General features: G+C 60.6%; 28 protein-coding genes. 17 read left to right on the top strand and 11 right to left on the bottom strand.

From position 1 onward, the window contains the following. Window positions 1–39: 39 nt before the first annotated feature. A complete protein-coding gene (locus tag PG5_RS08755) occupies window positions 40–969 on the top strand; it encodes a LysR family transcriptional regulator (protein ID WP_020796746.1) in 930 nt (309 codons plus the stop codon). Here the strand turns inward: PG5_RS08755 and PG5_RS08750 are convergent. The 3 genes from PG5_RS08750 to PG5_RS08740 all read right to left on the bottom strand — a co-directional run bounded on the left by PG5_RS08750 (window position 962) and on the right by PG5_RS08740 (window position 3,593). Beyond that, a complete protein-coding gene (locus PG5_RS08750) occupies window positions 962–1,945 on the bottom strand; it encodes a cyclase family protein (protein WP_020796745.1) in 984 nt (327 codons plus the stop codon). The genes PG5_RS08755 and PG5_RS08750 overlap by 8 nt on opposite strands. Window positions 1,946–2,097: 152 nt before the next feature. After that, complete coding sequence (locus PG5_RS08745) at window positions 2,098–2,412, bottom strand: NIPSNAP family protein (RefSeq protein ID WP_008054497.1); 315 nt, start codon at window positions 2,410–2,412, stop codon at window positions 2,098–2,100. A 14-nt stretch (window positions 2,413–2,426) separates the two neighbouring features. Then, window positions 2,427–3,593 carry an iron-containing alcohol dehydrogenase gene (locus PG5_RS08740; RefSeq protein WP_020796744.1) on the bottom strand — a complete coding sequence of 389 codons (1,167 nt, stop codon included), beginning with the start codon at window positions 3,591–3,593 and terminating at the stop codon, window positions 2,427–2,429. Between the two features lie 156 nt (window positions 3,594–3,749). Here PG5_RS08740 and PG5_RS08735 point away from each other — a divergent pair, with 156 nt between their 5' ends. From PG5_RS08735 to PG5_RS08720, 5 genes are all read left to right on the top strand, one after another. Continuing rightward, window positions 3,750–4,538 carry an SDR family oxidoreductase gene (locus tag PG5_RS08735; protein ID WP_020796742.1) on the top strand — a complete coding sequence of 263 codons (789 nt, stop codon included), beginning with the start codon at window positions 3,750–3,752 and terminating at the stop codon, window positions 4,536–4,538. 197 nt (window positions 4,539–4,735) lie between these two features. Continuing rightward, window positions 4,736–6,049 (top strand): MFS transporter, encoded by a 1,314-nt coding sequence (locus PG5_RS08730; RefSeq protein ID WP_020796741.1) that lies wholly within the window; start codon window positions 4,736–4,738, stop codon window positions 6,047–6,049. Beyond that, window positions 6,049–7,155, top strand: a complete 1,107-nt coding sequence (locus PG5_RS08725; RefSeq protein ID WP_020796740.1) for an NAD(P)/FAD-dependent oxidoreductase — start codon at window positions 6,049–6,051, stop codon at window positions 7,153–7,155. Before PG5_RS08730 ends, PG5_RS08725 begins: the two co-directional genes overlap by 1 nt. An 8-nt stretch (window positions 7,156–7,163) precedes the next feature. Further along, entirely contained in the window at window positions 7,164–7,301 is a 138-nt protein-coding gene (locus PG5_RS34410; protein WP_020796739.1) for a hypothetical protein, read from the top strand. 79 nt (window positions 7,302–7,380) lie between these two features. Continuing rightward, the gene (locus PG5_RS08720) at window positions 7,381–7,974 is read left to right on the top strand and encodes a DinB family protein (RefSeq protein ID WP_033044551.1); all 594 of its coding nucleotides are present in this window, start codon (window positions 7,381–7,383) and stop codon (window positions 7,972–7,974) included. Here the strand turns inward: PG5_RS08720 and PG5_RS08715 are convergent. After that, window positions 7,895–8,815 (bottom strand): LysR substrate-binding domain-containing protein, encoded by a 921-nt coding sequence (locus PG5_RS08715; protein WP_020796738.1) that lies wholly within the window; start codon window positions 8,813–8,815, stop codon window positions 7,895–7,897. The two genes, PG5_RS08720 and PG5_RS08715, sit on opposite strands and share 80 nt — an antisense overlap. Before the next feature lie 180 nt (window positions 8,816–8,995). Continuing rightward, the gene (locus PG5_RS08710) at window positions 8,996–9,898 is read right to left on the bottom strand and encodes a LysR substrate-binding domain-containing protein (protein ID WP_020796737.1); all 903 of its coding nucleotides are present in this window, start codon (window positions 9,896–9,898) and stop codon (window positions 8,996–8,998) included. A gap of 115 nt (window positions 9,899–10,013) precedes the next feature. Here PG5_RS08710 and PG5_RS08705 point away from each other — a divergent pair, with 115 nt between their 5' ends. Genes PG5_RS08705 through PG5_RS08695 form a run of 3 tightly spaced genes read left to right on the top strand, consistent with a single transcriptional unit; the run spans window position 10,014 to window position 12,269 of the window. Next, window positions 10,014–11,030, top strand: coding sequence for an aldo/keto reductase (locus PG5_RS08705; RefSeq protein ID WP_020796736.1), 1,017 nt, complete (start codon window positions 10,014–10,016; stop codon window positions 11,028–11,030). Window positions 11,031–11,032: 2 nt separating this feature from the next. Beyond that, on the top strand, window positions 11,033–11,830 hold the full coding sequence (locus tag PG5_RS08700; RefSeq protein ID WP_020796735.1) for an SDR family NAD(P)-dependent oxidoreductase: 798 nt from the start codon (window positions 11,033–11,035) through the stop codon (window positions 11,828–11,830). Between the two features lie 28 nt (window positions 11,831–11,858). After that, on the top strand, window positions 11,859–12,269 hold the full coding sequence (locus PG5_RS08695; protein ID WP_020796734.1) for an SRPBCC family protein: 411 nt from the start codon (window positions 11,859–11,861) through the stop codon (window positions 12,267–12,269). 116 nt (window positions 12,270–12,385) lie between these two features. Here the strand turns inward: PG5_RS08695 and PG5_RS08690 are convergent, their stop codons facing one another. Together PG5_RS08690 and PG5_RS08685 are read right to left on the bottom strand one after the other, a co-directional pair. Beyond that, complete coding sequence (locus PG5_RS08690) at window positions 12,386–13,780, bottom strand: HAMP domain-containing sensor histidine kinase (RefSeq protein WP_020796733.1); 1,395 nt, start codon at window positions 13,778–13,780, stop codon at window positions 12,386–12,388. Then, complete coding sequence (locus PG5_RS08685) at window positions 13,758–14,441, bottom strand: response regulator transcription factor (RefSeq protein WP_020796732.1); 684 nt, start codon at window positions 14,439–14,441, stop codon at window positions 13,758–13,760. Before PG5_RS08685 ends, PG5_RS08690 begins: the two co-directional genes overlap by 23 nt. Window positions 14,442–14,719: 278 nt before the next feature. Here PG5_RS08685 and PG5_RS08680 point away from each other — a divergent pair, with 278 nt between their 5' ends. Then, complete coding sequence (locus PG5_RS08680; RefSeq protein ID WP_042955307.1) at window positions 14,720–15,649, top strand: hypothetical protein; 930 nt, start codon at window positions 14,720–14,722, stop codon at window positions 15,647–15,649. A 224-nt stretch (window positions 15,650–15,873) separates the two neighbouring features. Here PG5_RS08680 and PG5_RS08675 read toward each other — a convergent pair whose 3' ends face one another. Beyond that, window positions 15,874–16,485, bottom strand: coding sequence for a glutathione S-transferase (locus tag PG5_RS08675; RefSeq protein WP_020796730.1), 612 nt, complete (start codon window positions 16,483–16,485; stop codon window positions 15,874–15,876). A gap of 364 nt (window positions 16,486–16,849) precedes the next feature. On the opposite strand from PG5_RS08675, the gene PG5_RS08670 reads away from it, so the two are divergent. The 3 genes from PG5_RS08670 (at window position 16,850) to PG5_RS08660 (ending at window position 19,470) form a co-directional block, all read left to right on the top strand. Next, the gene (locus tag PG5_RS08670) at window positions 16,850–17,254 is read left to right on the top strand and encodes a TraR/DksA C4-type zinc finger protein (RefSeq protein ID WP_007935965.1); all 405 of its coding nucleotides are present in this window, start codon (window positions 16,850–16,852) and stop codon (window positions 17,252–17,254) included. Window positions 17,255–17,422: 168 nt separating this feature from the next. Further along, window positions 17,423–19,087: a methyl-accepting chemotaxis protein gene (locus PG5_RS08665; protein WP_371106604.1), complete on the top strand. Its 1,665-nt coding sequence runs from the start codon at window positions 17,423–17,425 to the stop codon at window positions 19,085–19,087. A gap of 173 nt (window positions 19,088–19,260) precedes the next feature. Further along, complete coding sequence (locus tag PG5_RS08660) at window positions 19,261–19,470, top strand: hypothetical protein (protein WP_020796727.1); 210 nt, start codon at window positions 19,261–19,263, stop codon at window positions 19,468–19,470. 2 nt (window positions 19,471–19,472) lie between these two features. Here PG5_RS08660 and PG5_RS08655 read toward each other — a convergent pair whose 3' ends face one another. The 3 genes from PG5_RS08655 to PG5_RS34785 form a co-directional block, all read right to left on the bottom strand. Further along, the gene (locus tag PG5_RS08655) at window positions 19,473–19,712 is read right to left on the bottom strand and encodes a DUF2789 domain-containing protein (RefSeq protein WP_020796726.1); all 240 of its coding nucleotides are present in this window, start codon (window positions 19,710–19,712) and stop codon (window positions 19,473–19,475) included. Between the two features lie 140 nt (window positions 19,713–19,852). Next, window positions 19,853–20,083: a hypothetical protein gene (locus PG5_RS08650; RefSeq protein ID WP_008064250.1), complete on the bottom strand. Its 231-nt coding sequence runs from the start codon at window positions 20,081–20,083 to the stop codon at window positions 19,853–19,855. Window positions 20,084–20,232: 149 nt separating this feature from the next. Then, complete coding sequence (locus PG5_RS34785; RefSeq protein ID WP_080725390.1) at window positions 20,233–20,481, bottom strand: hypothetical protein; 249 nt, start codon at window positions 20,479–20,481, stop codon at window positions 20,233–20,235. Between the two features lie 409 nt (window positions 20,482–20,890). Between PG5_RS34785 and PG5_RS08645 the strand changes: the two genes are divergently transcribed. The 4 genes from PG5_RS08645 to PG5_RS08630 all read left to right on the top strand — a co-directional run bounded on the left by PG5_RS08645 (window position 20,891) and on the right by PG5_RS08630 (window position 23,240). Continuing rightward, entirely contained in the window at window positions 20,891–21,361 is a 471-nt protein-coding gene (locus PG5_RS08645) for a hypothetical protein (protein WP_020796723.1), read from the top strand. Next, window positions 21,361–21,564 (top strand): hypothetical protein, encoded by a 204-nt coding sequence (locus PG5_RS08640; RefSeq protein WP_020796722.1) that lies wholly within the window; start codon window positions 21,361–21,363, stop codon window positions 21,562–21,564. The genes PG5_RS08645 and PG5_RS08640 overlap by 1 nt, the downstream gene beginning before the upstream one ends. A 118-nt stretch (window positions 21,565–21,682) precedes the next feature. After that, window positions 21,683–22,696, top strand: a complete 1,014-nt coding sequence (locus PG5_RS08635; protein ID WP_020796721.1) for an ABC transporter substrate-binding protein — start codon at window positions 21,683–21,685, stop codon at window positions 22,694–22,696. Between the two features lie 106 nt (window positions 22,697–22,802). Further along, window positions 22,803–23,240: a DUF3995 domain-containing protein gene (locus tag PG5_RS08630; protein ID WP_020796720.1), complete on the top strand. Its 438-nt coding sequence runs from the start codon at window positions 22,803–22,805 to the stop codon at window positions 23,238–23,240. Window positions 23,241–23,283: the final 43 nt, after the last annotated feature.

The following is a 23,283-nucleotide window of genomic DNA, read 5'->3' as shown; positions in this document are numbered from 1 at the left end:
GCCTTGATGGATTGCACATTGAATCGAGCACACACCGATATGGTTCCTTCCCTTGGCAGCATCGCTTCACGCTTGCGCCTCAAGCAACTGCGCTTGTTGATCGCACTGGATGACCGCGGCTCCCTGCACAAGGCCGCCGAGCAGATTTCGATTTCCCAGTCCGGCGCCACCAAGGCCCTGCATGAGGTCGAGTCACTGCTCGGCATGCCCTTGTTCGAGCGCCAGCCCAAGGGCCTGGTGGCCAATGAAATGGGGCGTTGCATGATTCGTTATGCACGGCTGATCTACAGCGATGTGGAGCATCTGCGCGAGGAAATGCTCAGCATCATGCAGGGGCAGGGCGGGCGGTTGTCGGTGGGGGTGATCATGGGGGCGGTGCCGCTGCTGACCCGGGCCCTGACCGAGCTGCGGCTCAAGCAACCGGAGCTGTCGGTGGAGCTGGTGGAAAACACCAGCGCGACCTTGCTTGGGCTGCTGGATCAGGGGCGACTGGACCTGGCGATCTGTCGGACCAGCGTCGGCCAGCGCTCTGACGCCTATGACTGCATTGAACTGAGCGAAGAGCCCTTGGCCGTGGTCGCCAGCAAGGATCATCCGCTGGCCCGTACCGAGTCGTTGCAGCTGGCGCAATTGAGCGATTACCGCTGGGTGGTCTATCCCAAGGACATGCCGATGCGCCAGGCCCTGGAGCGCGAACTGAACGAGGCGGGGCTGGAAATTCCGCGGTATCCGCTGGAAACCTCGTCGACCTTCGCCACCATTTTGCTGGTGCAACAGGACCCGACGTTGCTGGCGGTAATCCCGGTGGAAGTGGCGCAGTTCTGCGAGCAACACGAGTTGCTGGTGAAGCTGCCGGTGTCGATGCGTGCGCTGATCGAGCCTTATGGCGTGATCAGCCGGGCGGGCGCCGATTTGTCTCCGGCGGCGACCCTGCTGATCAACGAATTGCAGCGGGATCTGCTTACTTGATGACGATCGGGTTCACCGGCGCCCCCGTGCCGCCCACGATCTTCAGCGGCGCGGCGGTGTAGAGGAACTGCCACTGACCGTCTTCGGCGCAATCGCTGGCCAGCTCATCGAGCATCGCGACTTCGGTGAAGGTCACGCCAAGGTTGCGCATCAAGGCGTTGTGCAGCGGGATCAACACCCCTGTGGCCGGGTCGACCGCCACTTCGTTGGCCATGGTATCGGTCACCAGGTTGGGGATTTCCATCTGGTGAAACCACTCCACCAGCTCCCGGCTGAAGGTCAGGCCCGGCTCGGCGAAATCCTTGTAGAACTCATCCGGTTCGCGCTCATAGAATGAACCGATCCAGCCGGTGCGGATGATCAGGATGTCGCGTTTTTGGATTTCGATACCCTGGGCCTTCGCAGCGGCCAGCAGGTCGAGGTGATTGAAGGTTTCGCCCTTGTCCAGCACCGCTTTGCCGCGATGGCGGGCCATGTCGATCAGCACCGCGCGCCCGACAATCCCGCGCTCGGCAATCGGCAGGATGCTGGCCTTGTCCATGCCACCGATGGTGCTCATGGCGTCGTAGCCGTTCCACAGTTTGTTGTCGTGCCAGACGTGGCCGAGGGCGTCGTATTGGGTCGAGCCTTGCAGGTGCATGAAGATCACGTCGTCGGCGTATTCGACATGGCCGTCGAAGTGGGTCTTGCCGGCCAGGAAGTGGCCTTTGTCCAATACGTTGACCCGCATTGACGGGCGTCGGCCAGGCCACAGCGGCTCACCCTTGGGATGGCCGATCTGCACTTGCAGGGTGAAAGTCTTGCCCTGGCGCACGGCGCCGATACCGCGCAGGATCTCGGCGCTTTGCAGGTAGTTCAGGGCGCCGACCTCATCGTCCGGCCCCCATTTGCCCCAGTTGGTGGGCAGGCCTTCGAGCAAGGCCTTGATGTCGGGAGAACGGTCGGCGGCGGTGTTGTTGGTGTTGTGGTCGCACATGGGATCTGTCCTTGTTCGAGCGGCTTGCGCAGTCCCCTGTGGGAGCGGGCTTGCCCGCGATGAGGGAGTGTCAGTCGAAATTTTTGCTGACTGACACACCGCTATCGCGGGCAAGCCCGCTCCCACAGGTTTAGTGTTGTTTGTCAGAAAGATTATTTGATCGGCGAAAACTGCGCCGGCATCAGCAGTTTCGACTCCATCTTTTCCAGCATGGGGAATGCGATCGGCACGAAGCCTTCGAGCCAGTCGGGGTCCTGGTACAGCGCGGCGCGTTTCTTGATGCGTTCGTCCAGGCTCTCGTAGGCCCAGATGTGAATCACCTGGTTAAGCTCGCCGATTTCGGTGTACCACCAGCCCACCAGCGTGGCATAGCGGGAGATCACCGGCAGGCCGTTTTCCTCGAAGTGCTTGAGGTAGGTTTGCATCTTGCCGATCTGCAGGGTGTAGGTGCGCATCTCGTAGAACATAGGGGTTCTCTCTCTCAGGAATGAAGGCCGTGGAAGGCGTTGCCGATGATCCGCTCGATGTCGGAAGCCTGGGTCAGGCGCGGGTTGACCAGCACGTTGCCGCTGCGCATCGAGTCGCTGACCATTTGCGGCATGTAGTCCAGGTCCACCCCCAGGTCCTTGATGTTGTCGGGAATGCCGATGGCCTTGTTCAGCGCCATCACGTGCTCCACCACTTTGTGACCGGCATGGGCGGGGCTCAGGCCGCTGACGTCTTCGCCCATGGCGATGGCGATCTCGCGGAACAGTTCAGGGCAGGCCGGCAGGTTGTATTCGATGACGTAGGGCAACAGCGTCGCGTTGGCGATGCCGTGGGGGATGTTGAACACGCCGCCGAAGGTGTGGGAGATCGCATGCACGTTGCCCAGTTTCGATTGGGCGAAGGCGACGCCGGCGAGGAACGAACCGAGCAACATCTGCTCCCGGGCGTGCAAATCGGAGCCGCTGAAAAAGGCTTTCGGCAGGTGGGAGCAGATCATCTTGATCGCTTGCAGGGCCAGGGCCTGGCTGACCGGATTGGCCTGCTTCGAGACGTAGGATTCGATGGCGTGGGTCAGTGCGTCCATGCCGGTGGCCGCGGTGATCGACGGCGGCAGCTTGAGGGTCAGTTCGGCGTCGAGAATCGCCAGTGTTGGAAACAGTGCCGGGCTGATGATCACGGTCTTGAACAGGGTTTTGGTGTTGGTGAACACCGTGGACGCCGTGCACTCGCTGCCGGTGCCCGAGGTGGTGGGAATGGCAAAGATCGGCAGGGGCGGGTGCAGCAGTTTGTCGTAGCCCTCGTAGTCGAGAATGTTACCGGGGTTGGTGGCCATGGCCGCGACACCCTTGGCGGTGTCGATGCTGCTGCCGCCACCTACGCCGATCACCGCGTCGCATTCGTGGTTTTTCAGGAAGGCTACGGCGCGCTCCAGCACATCCGTGGTGGGGTTGGGTTCGACGCCGGCAAACACTTCGTAGCCAATGTCACGCTCGGCCAGCGAGGCGAAAAAACTCTCCATCACTCCCGATGCCATCAAGCCTTCGTCGGTGACCACCAGCAGTTTTTTTCCAACATGGGGCTTGAGCAATGCGCCGGCCTGACGCGCCAGGCCGTTGCCGCTTTTCAAGGTTGTGGGGAAATAGAACTGGAACGGGTTCATGTGTGTCTCCGGTTTCTTATTGGGTCCCGAAACAGTAATGAGCACCGCCGCCTGTCGATAATGAAAAGACCTGATTCAGCGATCACCCTTTGTCATCCCCCGAGTGGCGGGTGCACGGTGGTAACGTGAGCCTTTCCAACCGTCAGGAGCATCGTCATGGATTTGGGTATTTCGGGGCGCTGGGCCATCGTCTGCGCCGCCAGCAAGGGCTTGGGCCTGGCCTGTGCGCGGGCCTTGGCGAAGGAGGGCGTGAACCTGGTGATCAATGCCCGTGGTAACGACACCTTGCAGGCGGCGGCCACTGAGCTGCGCACTCTGGCGCCGAACATCGAAGTGCGCACAGTGGCCGGGGACATCAGCACACCTGAGGTGCGCGCACAGGTGCTGGCGGCGTGTCCGCAGGTGGATATCCTGGTCAACAACGCCGGCGGGCCGCCACCGGGGGATTTTCGCGACTGGCAGCGCGAAGACTGGCTCAAGGCGCTGGATGCCAACATGCTCACGCCCATCGAGCTGATCAAGGCCTGTGTCGATGGCATGGCCGAGCGCGGTTTCGGACGCATCGTCAACATCACCTCAGGCGCCGTGAAAGCGCCGATCGATGTGTTGGGGTTGTCCAACGGCGCCCGCAGTGGCTTGACCGGTTTCATCGCCGGGCTGGCGCGCCAGGCCCGCTTGGCCGGCAACAACGTCACCGTCAACAACCTGCTGCCGGGGCCGTTCGAGACCGAACGGCTGCACAAGACCCTCAATGCCGCCGCCGAAGCCAAGGGCGCCAGCGTCGAAAGCATCGCCGAGCAACGGCGTAAAAACGTCCCGGCCCAACGCTTCGGCCAGCCCGATGAGTTCGGTGCTTATTGCGCATTCATTTGCAGTGCCCAGTCCGGTTTTCTCACTGGGCAGAACCTGTTGCTCGATGGTGGCAGTTACCCGGGAACGTTCTGACTAGTCTTCCGGTTTGGTGTTGACTCATCCGGCCCCTTCGACTTGCCCGCGAAGAGGCCATTGATCCAACACAAATCCTTCAGGCATTTCCAGGGGATGACATCCGGTGATCCCCCAATCAGATCCCATCATTATTCAGCACTCGGGGGCGTGATTAGAGTGGGGCCGCTTGTTCCACAACAATAAGAGCGCCCCACATGAACAATCCGAGTGCCGAAAGCCTGGCGTTGCCAGCAGCAAACGCAACGATGCGTGCCACCAACGTGCGCTGGCGAATTTTCCTCATCATGTTGTTGCTGACCGCGATCAACTACATCGACCGCGCCTCGCTGTCGGTGGCGTTGCCGCTGATATCCAGCGAGTTCCAGATCCCGCCGGCCCTCGAGGGCCTGATGCTCAGCGCGTTTTTCTGGTCCTACGCCTTGATGCAGATCCCCGGCGGCATGCTGCTGGATCGCTTCCATACCCGCCGCGTCATCGTCGTTGCGACGGTGGCCTGGGGCGCCTTCCAGGCCCTGGCCGCCGGGGCGCATAACTGGATCACCCTGTTGCTCACCCGCATGGGCCTGGGCATTGCCGAGTCGCCGATCATGCCCGCCGGCGCCAAGCTCAACGGCGCGTGGCTGACGCCCAACGAACGCGGACGCGGCGCGGTACTGGTCGACGGCGGTGCGCCGCTGGGCAGTGCCTTCGGCGCGATTATCATTGCCGGGCTGATCGGCTGGTTCGACTCCTGGCGCATCGCGTTCGTGATCGCCGGGGTCGGCACCATGCTCGCCGGTGTGCTGGCCTGGAAGTACATTCGCAACCACCCCAGCGAACACCCCGGCGTCAATGCCGCGGAACTGGCGCACATCACCGAGGGCAACGCCACGGTCAACAAGCCCGGCGCGGTCACCAGCATCCCGTTCAAGGAACTGCTCAAGGACCGTTCGGTGCTGGCGATGTTCGCCGGTTACTGCTGCATCCTCAGCGTGTTCTACGGCCTGCTGACCTGGATGCCGAGCTACCTGCACCAGACCCACGGCCTGAACATTTCCGGCATGGGTGGCGCGACTTTCCTGATCTTCATGTGCGGCTTCGTCGGCGAACTGGTCGGCGGCTACCTGGGAGATAAGTGGAAATCCAGCGGCGCCTCGCCCAACCTGGTAATGCGCAGCATGTTCAGCGGTTCGGCACTGGTGGCGGCGCTGTGCATGCTGGGAACGGCGTACGCCTCCGAGGCCAGCCAGGCGATCGGCCTGCTGTGCGTGGCGATGTTTTTCATTCGCTGGTGCGGCATGTACTGGTGCATTCCATCGATCCTCGGCGGCACGTCGAAAACCGGTGTGCTGGCCGGCACCATGAACTTCTGCGGCAATATGGCGGGGGTGATCGTGCCGATCCTGATCGGTTTGATCGTGCAGTTCACCGGCTCGTATTTCCTGGTGCTGATCTTCTTCGTGGTCATGGCCATGCTGCTGGCGATATTCTCCAGCCTGATCGATTACCGTGAGCGAGGGCTGGTTTGATGAGCGTTGATGTCGACTGCGTGGTGGTCGGGGCTGGTGTGGTCGGGCTGGCGGTGGCCAGGGCCCTGGCCATGGGCGGACGCGAAGTGATCCTGGTCGAGGCCGGCGAAGGGATTGGCGTGGGTATCAGTTCACGCAATTCCGAGGTGATCCACGCCGGTATCTACTACCCCAGTGGCAGTCTCAAGGCGCGGTTGTGCGTGGAGGGCAAGCAACGCCTTTACGCCTTCTGCGACGACCACGGCGTCAATTATCGTCGGCTGGGCAAGCTGATCGTCGCCATCGATGATGCGCAGCGTGTGACCTTGCAGGGTTTGCTCGAGCAGGGCCGGCGCAATGGCGTCGATGACCTGCAATGGCTGGAGGCCGCTCAGGCGCGGGCGCTGGAGCCTGAATTGTCCTGTGTTGCCGCGCTGTGGTCGCCATCCACCGGCATTGTCGACTCCCATGGCCTGATGCTGGCGTTGCAGGCCGATGCCGAGGCCTGGGGCGCATCGCTGGCCTTTCACACGCCGCTGTTGTCGGCGCGCTGCAGTGAACAGGGTTTCGAGTTGCACATGGGTGGCGCCGAGCCCATGACCTTGAGCTGCCGCGAGCTGATCAACTGTGCGGGATTGTCCGCGCCGGAAGTGGCAAGCCGAATCGCTGGCCTGCCAACGCAATACGTTCCCCAGGCGCGATTGTGCAAGGGCAGCTATTTCAGTTTCAGTGGCCGCGCGCCGTTCCGCCATCTGGTGTACCCGGCACCGGAAAGCGCCGGCCTGGGTGTGCACATGACCCTAGACCTCGCTGGTCAGGCGCGTTTCGGGCCGGATGTGGAATGGGTCGACAGGGTCGATTACCGCGTGGATCCAGCCCGGGCCGACGGCTTTTACGCGGCGATCCGCCGTTACTGGCCGAGCTTGCCGAATGACAGCCTGCAACCGGCCTATAGCGGCATTCGCCCGAAAATCAGCGGCCCGAACGAGCCGGCCGCCGACTTTCGCATCAGTGGCCCCGCCGAGCATGGCATTCCCGGGCTGGTCAATCTGTTCGGCATCGAATCACCAGGCCTGACCAGTTGCCTGGCGTTGGCCGCGCACGTGATGAACACCCTGCACCTGTAGGAGCGAGCATGTCGAATCGTCGCACCGTCGCGATGGTCGTCAACGATGACGCTGGCTGGCTGACACCCAACGCAGTATTCGAGTCCATCGCGAGCATGCTCGCTCCTACAGGTAAAGGTAAAGGTAAAGGTGCAGGTGCGGGGTGACCGATAATCAGTGCCCGCACCGCAACGCGCAGATAGCGCTATCCTTGGAAGATGTGCTCTTCGCCATCGGAGACATCTGATGATCAACGTACGCACTGCCCGCATGCTTGCCGATTACAAACAATGGGCCAACCAGCGCCTCTTCGATAACCTGGCGCTATTGCCACCCGGCGAAGTCGAAAAAGAACGCGCCGGGGTCTTCAAGAACATGATCGGCACACTCAATCACATCTATGTGGTGGACCGTATCTGGCAGGCTCACCTCGAAGGCCGAGGGCACGGCTTCAAGACCTCCCATGAACTGGTACATCCTGAACTGGCGGTGCTGCGCCTGGCGCAACAGGACGTGGATCGCTGGTACTGCAACTGGAGCGCAAGGCAGACCGATGCCTCGCTGGACAAACCCTTGAGGTTCACTTTCGTTTCCGGCGAAAGCGGCACCATGACTGCCGGCGCGATGCTGATGCACGTGGTCAACCACGCCAGCTACCACCGTGGCTGGGTGATCCAGATGTACTTCGAGATCCCGGCCATGCCGCCGATGACGGACATGCCGATCTACCTGCGCGAGACCGACCCGCACTTCAACGCGCTCAATGCCCCGGCAGTGGCGCCGACATGTGCTCCACTATTCGCGAGCGCAACCAACGTTCTGCCGGATCGTTATCGTTGACGCCGTTCCAGACCATGGACAGTTCGGACAGGTTGATCTCGAACGGTGGGTCGTCGGCACGCAACAGGCTGCTGCCCTCGATCAGCGCGCAGGCGGCGTAATCGGGCACCGAGGCCAGCATGTCGGTACCCGCCAGCAGGGCGCGCAGGCCCGAGAACTGCGGCACTGCCAGCACCACGCGGCGGGAGCGGCCGATGCGCGCCAGGTCATTGTCGATGGCGCCGCTCAAGTCCCCGGAAAACGACACCAGCGCGTGGGGACGCTCGCAGAATTCATCCAGGGTCAGGGGGCCGGGCTTGTCATCGCCACGCAGCACCTTGACGCTCAGGTCCCGAAGCTTTTTGCGTTTGGCGTTGGCCGGCAGCTCCGTGGTGTAGCTGATGCCGACGGAAATCTCACCGCTGGCAAGCATCGACGACATCAACAGGTAATTGACCCGGCGCACCACCACCACGACATTCTGCGCTTCTTCGCGAATCTGCTTGAGCAGCGGCGGAAACAGGCCGAACTCGGCATCGTCGGACAGGCCGATGCGAAACACATCGCGGCTGATGGACGGGTCGAAATCCTTGGCCCGACTGACCGCCCCGGAAATGGTGTCCATGGCCGGTTGCAGCTCCTTGAGAATCACCAACGCCCGCGGCGTCGGCTCCAGCACCCGGCCGTTACGCACCAGCAGCGGGTCGTCGAACAGATCGCGCAACCGCGCAAGTGCCGCACTGACGGCAGGCTGGCCGAGGAACAGCTTCTCGCCGGCCCGAGTGAGGTTCTTCTCGAACATCAGCGTTTCGAAAATCACCAACAGGTTCATGTCCACGCGTCGTAGGTCGTTGCGGTTCATGGTGCAGGCTCGCTGGGGTTGGGAACCTTTTCAGTAAAGCACCAAACCTTGTAGGAACGAGTTTGCTAGAGAAGACGGCAGGCCAGGCGACTTGAAGGGTGTATTTCGCGGTTTATAGTATTGAGGCGCGCTTCGCGCCCTGACGGGGATAAATCCCCTCGCCACACAGAGATTTCGGCCCTATGCGGGCAACGGCTCCGACTCCGTCAGCACCTTCCTGAACGTCTCCACCAACGGCCGCAGATTGATCCGGTGCCACGCCGCCCACAATGGTCTGGTGAGGGCAATCCACGGCACTTCCCGCAGTACCACGCCCGGGGGGGCGTTGCGGCTCAAGCCTTTCTGAATCATGGCGATGCCCAGTCCTGACGCTACCAGCGCCATCGCAGTGAAAGGGCCGGTGGCTTCCATACGGATATCCGGGGTGAAGCCTGCGCGGATGCAGGCGCTGACGAAGTTTTCGCGACTGCTGACATTCTGGTGGTGTTGCACGCCAATCCACTCCTGATCGGCGAGATCTTGCGGGGTCAGCACGGTCTTTCGGGCCAGCGGATGGTGCTCGGGCAGTGCCAGCAGCATAGGGTCGTCCAGCACCTGGAAACCCAGCAGGTCAGGGTCGTCATCGGTCGGCGGCTCACTGACCAGGGCGATATCCAGACTACGCTGACGCAGGCCTTCGAGTTGTTCGGCGGAGCTCTGGTTGTACAGCGCGATGTGCACGTTCGGGCGGCTTACACGCAGCACGCGCAAGGCATTGGGCAAGACGCCGGCGTGCATGGCGTTTTCGATGTAGCCGATGCACAGGCCGCCTTCTTCGCCACGCCCCAGGCGTTTACCGAGGGATTCCAGGCGGTTGGCGTGGGTCAGCAGGGCGCGGGTTTCGGCGAGGAAGGTCTGGCCGTCGCGGGTCAGGCGGATGCGTTGCTGGCTGCGCTCGAACAGGGTCAGGCCCAGGCGTTCTTCGAGCTGGGCGATCTGCCGGCTCAGGGGCGACTGGGAAATGTGCAGGCGTTCGGCGGCGCGACCGACGTGTTCTTCCTCGGCGACGGCGACGAAGTAGCGCAATTGACGGATGTCGATCATGTAAGACCTCCAGGGACTCAAGTGCTGCATATTATGTCTTGGACGGTCCGATGGTCGCAATCTAGGATCTGCTCAACGGTCACCACCTGACCACTGAACTGATGAGGATCTGAATATGAGCTTGAAAGACAAACTGCCCGGCGCACTGGGTTTCGGCACTGCACCGCTCGGCAACATGTTCCGCGCCATTCCCGAGGAAGAAGCGCAAGCCACCGTCCACGCCGCCTGGGATGCCGGTGTGCGTTATTTCGATACCGCGCCGTTCTACGGTTCGGGCCTGTCGGAAATTCGCCTCGGTCAGGCGCTGTCGCGCTACAACCGCGATGACTATGTCCTGAGCAGCAAGGTCGGCCGGGTGATTCTCGACGAGGTCGAAGACGCCGCCGCTCGCGATTTGGGCGAGAAGAGCGGGGTGTTCGAGCATGGTCGCCCGAACAAGATCGTCAATGACTACAGCGCCGATGCGACCCTGCGTTCGATCGAAGACAGCCTCAAGCGCCTGCAAACCGATCGCCTGGACATCGTCTGGGTGCACGACATCGCCCAGGACTTCTACGGCGATCAATGGCTGGAGTACTTCAACCAGGCCCGTACCGGTGCGTTCAAAGTTCTGACCCGCCTGCGTGAAGAGGGCGTGATCAAGGGCTGGGGCCTGGGGGTGAACAAGGTCGAGCCGTGCGAATTGACCCTGGATCTGAGCGAAGCGCAACCGGACGGTTTTTTGCTGGCGGGCCGCTACACTCTGCTCGACCATGATCGTGCCTTGCAGCGTCTGATGGACGCAGCACTGGCGCAGAACGTCGAGATCGTGGTCGGCGGTCCGTATAGCTCGGGGATCCTGGCCGGTGGCGCGCACTTCGAATACCAGAAGGCCAGCCCGCAGATCATCAATAAAGTCGAGCAGATCAAGCGCATCGCCGCTGCCCACGGTGTCAGCATCAAAGCGGCTGCTTTGCAGTTCTCCCTGGCCAACCCGGCGGTGGCGGCGGCGATTCCAGGTGCCAGCCGTCCTGAGCGCATTGCCGAAGATATCTCGGCGTTGGCGGAGGTGGTTCCAGCCGCTTTCTGGCAGGACCTGCGTGACGCCAGGCTGGTCTCCGAGCGTGCCCCATTACCCATCATTGGAGCTTGAGCATGAAAATCGATCTGAGTGGAAAACTGGCGATTGTCAGCGGCAGCACGGCCGGCATAGGCTTGGGGATCAGCAAGGCGCTGGCCGAATGCGGCGCCACGGTGGTGGTGATCGGCCGCGATACGGCCAAAGTCGAGCAGGCGCTGGCGAGCATTCGTCAGCAAGTGCCCGGTGCTCAACTGCGCGGGCTGACCGCCGACCTGGGTACGGCTGAAGGCGCGGAAAAACTGTTCGCCGCCGAACCCCGTGTTGACGTGCTGGTCAACAACCTCGGGATCTACAACGACGTGGACTTCTTCGAGACCCCGGACAGCGAGTGGACACGTTTCTATGAAGTCAACGTGATCTCCGGTGTGCGCCTGGCCCGGCATTACGTGCCGGATATGGTCAAGCAGGGCTGGGGCCGCGTGATCTTCCTGTCTTCGGAATCCGGCGTGGCGATCCCCGCCGAAATGATCAACTACGGCGTAACCAAAAGTGCCAACCTGGCCGTGTCCCATGGCCTGGCCAAACGTCTGGCGGGCACGGGGGTGACAGTCAACTCGATCCTGCCGGGTCCGACCCTCACTGACGGAGTGGAGGAAATGCTCAAGGACGCCATTGCCGCCTCCGGACGCAGCGTTCGGGAAGAAGCCGACGCGTTCGTGCGCAAGGCGCGGCCGAGCTCGATCATCCAGCGCGTAGCGGATGTCGAGGAGGTCGCAAACCTGGTGGCCTACATTGCTTCGCCGCTATCCTCGGCCACCACTGGCGCCGCCCTGCGGGTCGACGGCGGTGTCGTCGACAGCCTGGCGATCTGAACCTTTTTGAATCTGGAGAGTATTTTTCATGGCAACAACCTCAGCATCCATCGACATCCCGGCCTCGGCCGATCAGGTCTGGCAATTGATCGGCGGTTTCAATTCGCTGCCGGATTGGCTGCCCTTCATTCCCAAGAGTGAGCTCAGCGAAGGCGGGCGGGTACGCAGCCTGCAAACGGCGGACGGCGCGGTGGTGGTTGAGCGCCTGCAAACGTTCGACAACGATAGCAAGACCTACAGTTACTCGATCTTGCAGGCGCCGTTTCCGGCCACTGATTATCTGGCGACGATCCGCGTTGAAGCGCAGGGGCAGGGCGCCCGGGTGACCTGGTCCGGTCGGTTTGAGCCGGTGGGTGTGAGCCATGAGGAAGTCGTGGCGTTATTCACCGGGATTTACCAGGGTGGTCTTGAGGCCCTGCGGGCGAACTACCCAGCCTGATCACTGATCGTTCCCACGCTCTGCGTGGGAATGCAGCCCGGGACGCTCCGCGTCCCTTTCGCAAGCTGGAACGCGCAGCGTCCCTTGAGGCATTCCTTTGCGGCGCGTGGGAACGATCATGCGGGGGTAATCAGACTCTCCCGACAATCGAGCACCAACCGCGCTCCACCCAACTCACTTGTCCCCACCTCCAGCGCAAATCCGTGCAAGCTGACAATCGCCGCGACGATCGACAGCCCCAAGCCGAAACCACTTTTCTGATTCCCCGCCTCGGCGCGGTAGAAGCGCTGGAACACCGCCTCGCGTTCAGCCTCCGCAATGCCGGGGCCGGAGTCGAGTACTTCGATGCGGGTATGCCCGTTCTCATTGACCCCACGCAAAATCACCTGGCCACCGGGCGGGGTGAATTTGATCGAGTTACTCAACAGATTGGCCACCGCTTCGAACAGCAGGGCGCGATCGCCATTGAGCGAAGGCAGCGATGTGGGCAGTTGCAGTTCAAACGTCAGGCCATCGTCCTCGGCCAATGGCAGATAAAACTCATGCAGTTCCTGTAGCAAGGACACCGCGTCCAATTGCACGAAACCGGACCGGCGCTGGCGATCCTCCAGTTCGGAAATCCGCAGCAGCCCGCGAAAACGCGCCATCAGGGTGTCGGCCTCGGCCAACACCGCGTCCAATTGCGTCGCTTGTGGCGAACCTTCGCCGGCCTGTTGTTGCATGCGGTAGAGCTGCGCGCGCAGGCGGGTCAGCGGGGTGCGCAAGTCATGGGCGATGTTGTCGCACACGCCCTTGACCTCGTTCATCAAGCGCTCGATGCGTTCGAGCATGGCGTTGACGATGGCGGCCAGCATGTCCAGTTCATCGCGGCGATTGGACAGCGGCAGACGCCGGGTAAGGTCCCCGGCGACGATGGCTTCGGCGCTGCCCTGGATCGCGCGAATCCGCCGTAGCGGTCGGCGGCGCAACAGGTGCCAACCAACGATGCCCGGCAAGATGGTCAGGGTCACGCCCCAGAACAAGGCATGGAGGATGATCCGGGTCACGGCAAACAACGAACCGTTGTCCCGCACCAGGATCAGCCAGCGACCATCTTTCGTCTGGGTTGCCACCGCGTCGCAGCTGTCGACGGGCAGGGTCGGGTCGTCGGACTCGGCGCAGTCGTTGAGCATGTGAATCTTGCCGTCCAGCGGCAGGCCTTTGGGAATGTGGCGCAAGGCGCCGCTGAGGTAACGATGTTCGGCATCGAACAGGCCGTAGGCGTCGATGCCGCGGATGTCGAAGGTCATGCTGACGGCAAGGGCGTCCGTCAGTTGATCGCCCTGGAAGTGCGAGAACAGATGCTGGCGTTGCATCAGCGAATGCTTGGCCAGGTTGTCGAGGTAAGCGGACACCTCGTAATACATGACCCCCATGAGTATCCCGCTCCAGACCACGAACAACGCACTGTAGAGCGCCAGCAGGCGACTGGTGGAAGAACGCCAGCCTTTAGACGGGTTCGGCAATGACATAACCCGAGCCTCGCACCGTTCGAATCAATGGAACATTGCCAGGTGGGTCGATTTTCTTGCGCAGGCGACCAATATGCACGTCGATCAAATTGGTGCCGGGGTCGAAGTGATAACCCCAGACCTCTTCGAAAATCATCATCCGCGAGAGGATCTGCCCTGTGTTGCGCATCAGGAATTCCAGCAGTTTGTACTCGGTGGGCAGCAGGGTGAGCAACTGGCCGTCGCGGCTGGCTTCGTGGCTGATCAGGTTCAGCTCCAGGTCTGCCACCCGCAGCGTGGTGGCCTGGGCCGTCACGGTGTTCTGCCGGCGCAGCAGGACTTCGACCCGGGCAGCCATTTCATCGGTGGCGAAGGGTTTGGTCAGGTAATCGTCACCCCCGGCACGCAAGCCGCGTACGCGCTCGTCGACGTCGGAAAGGGCGCTGATCATCAGGATAGGCGTGGCCACGCCCATGGTGCGCAATGTGGTGACAATCGCCAGGCCGTCGAGTTCGGGCAGCATGCGGTCGAGGGTGATCAGGTCATAGTTGCCGCTGACCGCACGCTCAAGTCCCTCTCGACCGTTGTCGACCCAATCGACGTCGAGCCCGTGGCTGCTCAGTTCGGCGACAATTTCCCGTGCGGTCACGGCGTCGTCTTCGATGGTCAAGATGCGGGTCATAAGGCTGGCCTGATTAGGTATTCACAACGTAGTGCAGCATTTTGCCAAGAAATGATCGAAGGCTTACTAAATAAAAGTTCATGGACACATCCATCGTCGTTTAATGCATAAAACCCGCTGCGACCAGCCGTTCATTGCAAATTGCATGGAACTGGGAAGTTCAAAGTTTCTAAATCTCTGAAACAAAAGGATTTATTGAAAATCCGCGACTGGCACGGTGACTGCAATTGCTCCTTCGAGACTTGTAACACCATCTTTCTGCCTGGAGCGATACAACAATGAATAGATCCTCTGAGGGTTTCTATCCCGCCACGGATGAATCGAGCACAGTGTCGGGCGTGTCCTGGGGGGCGATTTTCGCCGGGGCCGCGGCGGCGGCGGCGTTGTCGCTGATCCTGGTACTGCTCGGATTCGGCCTGGGGTTTTCGGCAGTTTCGCCGTGGGCCAATGAAGGCATGAGCGCCAAGGGCTTGGGCATATCGACGATTGTCTGGCTGGCTGTCACGCAAATCGTCGCTTCCGGCGCCGGTGGCTATATCGCCGGCCGGCTGCGGGTGAAGTGGGCTTACATGCATGGCGATGAAGTTTATTTCCGCGATACCGCCCACGGTTTTCTCGCCTGGTGCGTGGCGACGCTGGTGACGGCCACGTTGGTCGCCGGTTCGGTCAGCAGCATCGTCAGTGGTGGCGTGCAGGCCGGGGCGCAGGTCGCCGGTGGCGCCGCCACTGCCATGACAGCAGCGGCGGGCACCGCGGCAGCCAACACTGACAGCGATCAGTACGGCTACTACATCGACAGCCTGTTTCGTAATGACCAGCCGGCCGCCCTCAGCGACGACGCCGCCCGAGGCACAGTGACGCGCATTTTCGTGCGCTCACTGAAAGACGGTCAGCTGGCCGCTGAAGACCGTACTTACCTGGCACAACTGGTGGCGCAACGGACCAACCTGCCCCAAGCGGACGCCGAGCGTCGTGTCGACGAAGTCTATGCCCGCACGCAGAAAGCCGTGGCGGACGCCAAGCTGGCTGCGCAACAAGCTGCTGATACCGCCGCCAAAGTCGCTGCCATGACCACCTTGTGGATGTTTGTTGCGCTCTTGGCCGGTGCGTTCTTCGCCAGCCTTGCAGCAACATTTGGAGGTCGTCGTCGGGATGCCGTGGTGTATGTGGAAACCGACACTTATGTGAACACCACACCTGTTCGCTAACTCAGGAGAATCATCATGCGTTCATTACTGCTGTTCTTTCTCGGCATACCGATCCCGATCATCATTCTGATCGCGTTGTTTACATGAACTGATAGTTCCTGGCCTCGTGCCTGTGCCGCTTCTGCCTTTTTGGCAGAAGCGGCGTTTTTGCTGGTGGATGTAAAGGTGTGGAACGCACCTGTAGGAGCCGGCTTGCTGGCGATGCGATGGTGGCCGTAACGCCGTCAGTCAATCGGCGTGTCGATAAACACCTCAAGCCCCTCGGCATAGCGGGTGAACGCAGCGATTTTTGGGAACCGCTCAACCGGAACCTGATCCGGCACCACATACTGGGTAAAGCTCCACGCAACAGCGAGGGTAATACCAGCCTGGTCAATCGAGCCGTCATTTTTCAGCGGCTGCTTTTCCAGCTCTCGTTCCAGCGCCGAATAGGCGGCTGCCAATTGCCCCTCGACCCGTTCAACCCAAGGCTCGTATTGAATCTCTGCCGGGCGTAGGTTGCGTTCATAATAAAGCTGCACCGACTTTTCGCTGGCAGCCAATGCCAGGCCAATCAGGCGCAGTGACCGCAGGCGATGTTCGATACCCGCAGGCATCAAGCTGCGATCCGGGCCGGCCAATGCCTCCAGATAATCGATGATCAGCGTCGAATCCATCAACACTTCACCGTCATCCAGTATCAGGGTCGGCGCCTTGACCACCGGGTTGATTTGCCGAAATTGCTCGAAGGTCCTGAACACCGACACCGATTCGTGCTCCAGGGCGATGCCCAGGCGCTTGGCAGAAATGGCGACGCGTCGCACGTAAGGTGAATCCAGCATGCCGATCAGCTTCATTTAACCGCTCCTTGAGATAGCCATTACGCGAGCGACAACCTTAGCTGAGCCCGGTCGACCTGCAAACCGGGGCATGCAGCTCAGCGGTTTGTCTTTTATATAAGCTTCGCAGGATTGAATTTCTTGCTATAAACGCACTCCGATATCCGCCTGGATGCCTGTCTTAGAGCATTTTCGAGGCTTTGTCGGACAAATTCGCTGTCTTTTCAGTTGCTGAGGCCTCAAGTCGGCCTTAGACTGCCGCCCCTCGTAAATTGAGTGCCGGGTGGCGCTTGGTATAAACGGCGCCTTTGCGATGACCTTCGATGGTCCGCCGCAACGCTCCCTAATTCGCCTTAATGCACGTTTTTTTATAGAGATATCAATGACAAAGGACAAGTTGCTGGCCATGCCGGCGGATGACTACATGAATGCCGAGCAACATGCTTTTTTCTCTGAGCTGTTGCAAAACATGAAAGTCGAAACCCATGAGCGCATCGAACAGAACCGCATCGCCATCGAAAGCCTGGACACCCCAGCCGACCCGGCGGACGCCGCTTCCGTTGAAGAAGAGCGCACTTGGCTGGTGAACGCGATCGATCGTGATCAGCGCATGCTGCCTCAGTTGGAACAAGCCCTGGAACGCATCAAGGAAGACAGCTTCGGCTGGTGCGATGACAGCGGCGAGCCTATTGGCCTCAAGCGCCTGCTGATCAGCCCGACCACCAAGTACTGCATCGAAGCTCAAGAACGTCACGAGCAAATCGACAAGCACCAGCGTCAGGCCTGATTCTGTTGGGCAGCCCACTTAACCTGGGCTGCCTGGAAAAGATCGCAGCCGTCGGCAGCCCCCTGTAGGAGCTGTCGCAGGCTGCGATCTTTGCTTTTCGACGCCTGCACAATCCCCCCGAACTTCTATTGATCCACTGCAACGTCCCCGACTAAAGGCTCATGGATAATGGCCTTGTGCTGGCGTTTAATGCGAAGACAACAACTAGAAATTGGCGGGGTGAAAAAGATGACGAGAGACGGATCTCGGGTGGCGGCCGTGCCTGCACCCACGCTTTTGCCGAAAAACCGCTGGTTGACGCCGACACTGCAAAGCATCGCCCTGATGCTGCTGTTGTGTGGCATTACCCTGGGCGGCTGGCCGCTCTACCTTGGCCTGACTCTGGCCGTGTTGATCATCTGGCTGCCGCGCCTGCGCTCACGCGCAATGCCTGAAGTCGCGCCGGTCGATACGTCCGGCACACTCTCGGCGTTAACCCGCGAACTGTCCTACACCACCAGTCATAACGCTTTGTCCGCCGCCGGCGTGGCCTTCTCGGTCAAGCAGCTGGCCGACAAGTTGCAGTCGCAACTGGGGGCGGCAGCACAAATCGTTGGCAATGCCGAAGTCATGATCGCTACCGAGCAGGCCACCTCGGCCCTCAGTCACCAGGCCCTGAGTGCCGCGAGTGAAGCGCATCAAAGCGGCGTGGCAGGGCGTACCGAGTTGATCGAGTCCATTGCCCGCATGCACCAACTCAGCCAGCGGGCCAATAACAGCCGTGAGCTGATCGAAGCCCTGAGCCTGCGCAGCGATGACATTCAGCGGGTCACATTGGTGATCCAGTCCATTGCCAGCCAGACAAACTTGCTGGCCTTGAACGCGGCCATCGAAGCGGCGCGGGCCGGAGAGCACGGTCGTGGCTTTGCGGTGGTGGCCGATGAGGTGCGCGGGCTTGCCGCGCGCACGGCCACGGCCACCGGAGAAGTCGGCGACATGGTGGCCGATATCCAGCAGCGCACTGCACAAGTGGTCGAGCAGATCCGCCAGTTGTCCAGCGACCTCGACACCGGCGTAGGCCAGGTCGAACAGACGGGCCAGCACCTGGACAACATTGCTCGCCTGGCTGCCGGTGTCGAAAGCCAGGTCGGGGCAATCGCTCGCGGTGCCGAAACCAACCGCGAACAACTCGATAGCCTGTTTCACGCCATCGAGCAGATGCGCAGCGACCTTGCGATCAGTGACCAGCAGACCCAGCGCCTGGCCTTGGCAGCGGTGCAGATGGAAGGCCAGGCCGAGACCATCAGCGAGCGCCTCGCCGAAGTCGGCCTGGATGACTATCACCAGCGTATCTATGACCTCGCCCGGGAAGGCGCGAGCCAGATTGCCGCGCGCTTCGAGGCAGATATCGATGCGGGGCACATCAGCCTCGAAGACCTGTTCGACCGCCATTACCAGGCGATTCCCGATACCCACCCGGCCAAATACCGAACGCGCTTTGATCGTTACACCGATCAGGTCCTGCCGGCTATCCAGGAGCCACTGCTGCCACGCCACGAAGGCCTGGTATTCGCCATTGCCTGCACCCAGCAGGGCTACGTGCCGACGCATAACCAGGCGTTCAGCCAGCCACTGACGGGCGATATACAGCACGATACCCTGCATAACCGCAGCAAACGCAAGTTCGCCGACCGGACGGGGATCCGCTGTGGCAGTCATCAGCAGGCCGTGCTGTTGCAAACCTACACCCGCGATACCGGAGAGCTCATGCACGACCTGTCAGTGCCGATCATGCTCAAGGGCCGTCATTGGGGTGGTTTGCGCTTGGGCTACAAGCCGGAAAACCCTCGATAATGTTCAAGCAATCTTCAGGCAAGAAACAAACCTGTGGAGAGGGGGCCCGATGATGGCGGGCGATTGTTACAATTTTGGTAACTAAGCTGTACAAAGTCGATATTGTTTTCGCGCCTGCGCTGTCGTTACCATAACTGTATTAGTTAGGTTGCTAACGGAATTGGAGGCGCAGCATGCACGGTAAAGTTGATGTCGCGGTCATGATCGGTAGCGGAGTACCCGCCAGTTTGCGGGCGATGGGGCAAAGCATCTGCTGGGTGGTGCTGCTCAATGGCGAACGCCGTGGCACAGCCTATTCCAGTCGCAATGAGGCTGAAGAGTGCAAGGCTGCCTGGTTGGCGCAATTGCGCGCCGAAGCGCCAGGCAACCTGCACTGTGCCTGATCTTAGTGAACCTGATGCATGCGCAGGTTCAGGTCGTCGACCACTCGCGCCCAGTCGGCGTCTTCACGCAGTTGTTCTTTGAGGAAGCCTGCCTGTTGGGAGGTCCAGAACTCGGCATCAATGAGCTTTTTGTCTTGGGGCAGGGGGGAGTGGCTGGCAATGAAATCGTCAATGGCTTTTGGGCTGGAATCCAGCCCGAGCTGGTCGAACAAGCCTTTCAGGTCGTGGGTCGGTGATTCCATCTTGATCTCCTTGCAGGTCATCGGTCGTGTCGAGTGATAGAGATGAAGAACGTCTCTGCTGCATCTGAGGGAGCCGTGCTTCATTAAGTTCGCAAACGATGTTCCAACGCAGCAGTGAGCATAGACCGCAATGGCGCGTGTCAGGTTTTCAAGGCGCCTGCATCGACGGCCGCCTTCAGTTCCTTGGCCGACTCCTGCGCGGCGAGGGCGGCGATGTCGGAGGACTTGAACCAGCGATCTTTCTCAACTTGATGATAGGTCACGGTTTTCAGCGGTGGCTTGGCGCGCATCACGATCACGGCCTGGAACTCGCCGTCGATCTCTCTGGCTTCGCCCCTGATGAAAAACTCGCCGATATCAAATTCCGTCACGTTACAGCCTTCCCATGAAATTGTTGTTTAACGCGCCCGCCACGGGAAGGCGCGTTTGATTGGTCGGGGAGTATGGCAGTAGTTGGAGGCCGGCGGCTGAGTAAAGTCGCCGGCTTGACAAAACCTTCCGGGAAAACGGGATGAAAGTGTCACCTATGTGACTCGAGCGCGCGCGCGAGGGCGCAGGCCTGGTTATGATCGCCGCGGAAACCTCTTACGTGCCCCGTGGAAGTTTCTTTGATATGAAAGAAGGCGATACCCGCCAGAACCACGTGAAATCGTGGTGGCGAGGGGCAGTGAGGAGCGGCTTCGGTCGCAAGGAACAAGGCGGGGTGCAGGGAAGGTGGGGTGTTGGAGTAAGATGCCTGGGGATGGGCAAAGTGTGTCAGTGTGCACATGTGAAGTCCTTTTCTTGGGTTTGCCGACGTAATGTACGTCGTTATGGGTAGTCTCGGTGAGCATCGCTGCTCTAGAATCAGCGTCACTGGTGGGTGGACAAGGCTTATCTAAAGCAATTTCTGGCTGGCGATATGTAAGAAAAGTGCTTTTTTATAAGAGTTTTTTCCCTAAAGTTGATAGTCCGTATTTCTCTGGCGGTTCCAAGGGCGTTTTCCTTCAGCCTTTGTCGAACGCCGGGCGAGACGACGTGAGCAGCATCCAGTAATCTGCTCAAGCTTCGAGAGGGATGAGCGCTCTGCGCATCCAGGATCTCAACCCGGGTTATCTGGCTTCACCTCGGCATTGCCGCTTTTTTGGCCGTGCGCTTTTTTCGCGTGCGGCGTCATTTTCAGATGTGGGGATGTTTCCTTGGCAGTAAGTAATCTCGATATGCATGCTTTGTTCGTGCTGGGCGATTTGCGCGCAAAGCTGGTTAAACAGTTTCAGTCACGTTTTGTTTACATTACCGAACAGAGCGCCGAAGGCATTTACATTGCCGAGATCGACACCGAGACAGCGCTCGTGGTGGACGATAAACCGGGGCTCAAACTTAAGGTCGGCGATCATTTCAGCGCGTCGGTGTTGCCCAGCCGCGAAGGCGGCAAACTGGAAATCAAGTTCCGCGACATCAAACTGACAGTCTATGGCCTGGGCGATTACGCCTTCGTGACCACGGCCGACGGCCAAGCCATCCTGTTCAAGGAAGGGCACAACGTGGTGACGGTATTCGCCGCCCACCAGCAGCTGCAGGAAGGCCTGACCAAGACCCTCAAGGCCGTGACCGGCAAGGCCGCCAAGTGGCGCAAGGGCGAACTGGTGACGTTCAAGGCCAGTGAATAGTGGTCCTGCCCCGTGCCGATTTCCACCAACAGCACCAGGCCCGTGCGCAAGCCGAGGCCCAGCGTCTGTTTGAGCAAAAGGCGGTCCTGCAGGGTGCCTGGCTGAACTGGGTGGCCTCGCAAATCTACGCGTTGCAACCTGCGGCGTACGCCAGCATGGTCAGGAGAGAGCTGGCCTGTCTGCAGCAATCCTGTGAAAAGTGATCCTCGTCCCTCGAAAGCAGGAACCTCTACTACAGTCAGTTGACTGAGTATTCAGAGGCTTTGCGGTCTTCTGCCAGGCCATCCTGCTATTGCTGTGAACAGCACGAGGTGCACAAGCATGAAAGGCATTCGCCGGTTGCTGGCCGCTGTCGTGGCCACGTTCGGATTGTTGGCGTCACCCGCTGCGGTGCTGGCTGCCAGCGCGCCGATCCACTTCGCCGACCTCAATTGGGAAAGCGGCAGCCTGATCACCGATGTCCTGCGGATCATCGTCGAAAAAGGGTATGGGCTGCCGACCGACACCTTGCCAGGCACTACCATCACCCTGGAAACCGCACTGGCCAACAATGACATTCAGGTCATTGGCGAGGAGTGGGCGGGACGCAGCCCGGTCTGGGTCAAGGCAGAGGCGGAAGGCAAGGTCGTGAGCCTGGGCGATACGGTCAAGGGCGCCACGGAAGGCTGGTGGGTGCCTGAGTACGTGGTCAAGGGCGACCCGGCCAAGGGCATCAAGGCGCTGGCGCCGGACTTGCGCAGTGTCACCGACCTTCCCAGGTACAAAGACGTGTTCAAGGACCCTGAAGCGCCGAACAAGGGGCGCTTCCTCAACAGCCCTATCGGTTGGACCTCGGAAGTGGTCAACAAGCAGAAGCTCAAGGCCTATGGGCTCGATGACAGCTATGTGAATTTTCGCAGCGGTTCGGGAGCGGCGCTGGATGCGGAGATCAGCTCGTCGATTCGCCGGGGTAAACCGGTGTTGTTCTATTACTGGTCGCCCACGCCGCTACTCGGTCGCTTCAAGCTGATCCAGCTGGAAGAGCCGCCCTTCGATGCGCAGGCCTGGAAAACCCTGACCGACGCCGACAACCCCAACCCGCAACCGACCCGATCGCTGCCCTCGAAGCTGTCTATCGGCGTGTCCACGCCGTTCCAGAAGCAGTACCCGCAGATTGCCGCGTTCTTTGCCAAGGTCGATTTTCCCATCGACCCGTTGAACAGGGCGCTGGCCGAGATGAGTGAAAAGCACACGCCACCGCGTCAGGCCGCCGAAGCGTTCATGAAGGCGCATCCGCAGGTCTGGAAGGCCTGGTTGCCCAAGGATATCGCGGACAAGGTGTCAGCCGCCTTGTAGGAGGCGGCCGCAAACGCGTTGGTCGGGTCGTTGGCATGAGCGCGTGCACGGCGAAAAAAGCCGACTAGGATGAGTCTGTTCAAATCCCTTTCAAGGATTTCAGACCATGACCTTCGTGTTGGCTCAATGGCTGGCGACGGTAATTGCGGCAATCGCCCTGGCACACGTGTATTGGGCGTTGGGTGGTAAATGGGCCGTCGTGGCGGTGGTGCCGCAGGTGCCGGTGGAGGGCGGAGCGCGATTGCAGCCGGCCTTCAAGCCCCGTGGCTGGATGACGATGCTGGTGGCGGCGGCGTTGCTGACCATTGCCCTGTTGGTGTGCTTGCGAGTTGGCTGGTGGCTGCCGCAGGTGGATCATCGAGGGTTGCAATGGGTGATCAGCGCCATTGCGTTATTGCTGTTCGCCCGGGCGATTGGTGATTCGGAACTGGTGGGGTTTTTCAAGGAGGTCAAGGGGTCGCGGTTTGCCCGGCTGGACACCTGGGTCTACTCGCCGTTGTGTGTGGTGCTGGGGGCTGGGTTGTTGGCGGTGGCCTGGGTCTAAGATGAAAAATCGCAGCCGACGGAGTACATATCCATTCCTGCGG

Origin of the sequence: Pseudomonas sp. G5(2012) (genome assembly GCF_000408945.1) — a bacterium.
Taxonomy (GTDB): domain Bacteria; phylum Pseudomonadota; class Gammaproteobacteria; order Pseudomonadales; family Pseudomonadaceae; genus Aquipseudomonas; species Aquipseudomonas umsongensis.
The sequence above is the reverse complement of the archived record's forward strand: the minus strand, read 5'-3'. Positions and strand labels throughout refer to the sequence as shown.

Excerpts from the sequence above, each read along its gene's own strand:
- PG5_RS08755 (WP_020796746.1), top strand. The coding sequence starts at position 40 with ATGGTTCCTTCCCTTGGCAGCATCGCTTCACGCTTGCGCCTCAAGCAA.
- PG5_RS08750 (WP_020796745.1), bottom strand. The coding sequence starts at position 1,945 with ATGTGCGACCACAACACCAACAACACCGCCGCCGACCGTTCTCCCGAC.
- PG5_RS08745 (WP_008054497.1), bottom strand. The coding sequence starts at position 2,412 with ATGTTCTACGAGATGCGCACCTACACCCTGCAGATCGGCAAGATGCAA.
- PG5_RS08740 (WP_020796744.1), bottom strand. The coding sequence starts at position 3,593 with ATGAACCCGTTCCAGTTCTATTTCCCCACAACCTTGAAAAGCGGCAAC.
- PG5_RS08735 (WP_020796742.1), top strand. The coding sequence starts at position 3,750 with ATGGATTTGGGTATTTCGGGGCGCTGGGCCATCGTCTGCGCCGCCAGC.
- PG5_RS08730 (WP_020796741.1), top strand. The coding sequence starts at position 4,736 with ATGAACAATCCGAGTGCCGAAAGCCTGGCGTTGCCAGCAGCAAACGCA.
- PG5_RS08725 (WP_020796740.1), top strand. The coding sequence starts at position 6,049 with ATGAGCGTTGATGTCGACTGCGTGGTGGTCGGGGCTGGTGTGGTCGGG.
- PG5_RS34410 (WP_020796739.1), top strand. The coding sequence starts at position 7,164 with ATGTCGAATCGTCGCACCGTCGCGATGGTCGTCAACGATGACGCTGGC.
- PG5_RS08720 (WP_033044551.1), top strand. The coding sequence starts at position 7,381 with ATGATCAACGTACGCACTGCCCGCATGCTTGCCGATTACAAACAATGG.
- PG5_RS08715 (WP_020796738.1), bottom strand. The coding sequence starts at position 8,815 with ATGAACCGCAACGACCTACGACGCGTGGACATGAACCTGTTGGTGATT.
- PG5_RS08710 (WP_020796737.1), bottom strand. The coding sequence starts at position 9,898 with ATGATCGACATCCGTCAATTGCGCTACTTCGTCGCCGTCGCCGAGGAA.
- PG5_RS08705 (WP_020796736.1), top strand. The coding sequence starts at position 10,014 with ATGAGCTTGAAAGACAAACTGCCCGGCGCACTGGGTTTCGGCACTGCA.
- PG5_RS08700 (WP_020796735.1), top strand. The coding sequence starts at position 11,033 with ATGAAAATCGATCTGAGTGGAAAACTGGCGATTGTCAGCGGCAGCACG.
- PG5_RS08695 (WP_020796734.1), top strand. The coding sequence starts at position 11,859 with ATGGCAACAACCTCAGCATCCATCGACATCCCGGCCTCGGCCGATCAG.
- PG5_RS08690 (WP_020796733.1), bottom strand. The coding sequence starts at position 13,780 with ATGTCATTGCCGAACCCGTCTAAAGGCTGGCGTTCTTCCACCAGTCGC.
- PG5_RS08685 (WP_020796732.1), bottom strand. The coding sequence starts at position 14,441 with ATGACCCGCATCTTGACCATCGAAGACGACGCCGTGACCGCACGGGAA.
- PG5_RS08680 (WP_042955307.1), top strand. The coding sequence starts at position 14,720 with ATGAATAGATCCTCTGAGGGTTTCTATCCCGCCACGGATGAATCGAGC.
- PG5_RS08675 (WP_020796730.1), bottom strand. The coding sequence starts at position 16,485 with ATGAAGCTGATCGGCATGCTGGATTCACCTTACGTGCGACGCGTCGCC.
- PG5_RS08670 (WP_007935965.1), top strand. The coding sequence starts at position 16,850 with ATGACAAAGGACAAGTTGCTGGCCATGCCGGCGGATGACTACATGAAT.
- PG5_RS08665 (WP_371106604.1), top strand. The coding sequence starts at position 17,423 with ATGGCCTTGTGCTGGCGTTTAATGCGAAGACAACAACTAGAAATTGGC.
- PG5_RS08660 (WP_020796727.1), top strand. The coding sequence starts at position 19,261 with ATGCACGGTAAAGTTGATGTCGCGGTCATGATCGGTAGCGGAGTACCC.
- PG5_RS08655 (WP_020796726.1), bottom strand. The coding sequence starts at position 19,712 with ATGGAATCACCGACCCACGACCTGAAAGGCTTGTTCGACCAGCTCGGG.
- PG5_RS34785 (WP_080725390.1), bottom strand. The coding sequence starts at position 20,481 with ATGTGCACACTGACACACTTTGCCCATCCCCAGGCATCTTACTCCAAC.
- PG5_RS08635 (WP_020796721.1), top strand. The coding sequence starts at position 21,683 with ATGAAAGGCATTCGCCGGTTGCTGGCCGCTGTCGTGGCCACGTTCGGA.
- PG5_RS08630 (WP_020796720.1), top strand. The coding sequence starts at position 22,803 with ATGACCTTCGTGTTGGCTCAATGGCTGGCGACGGTAATTGCGGCAATC.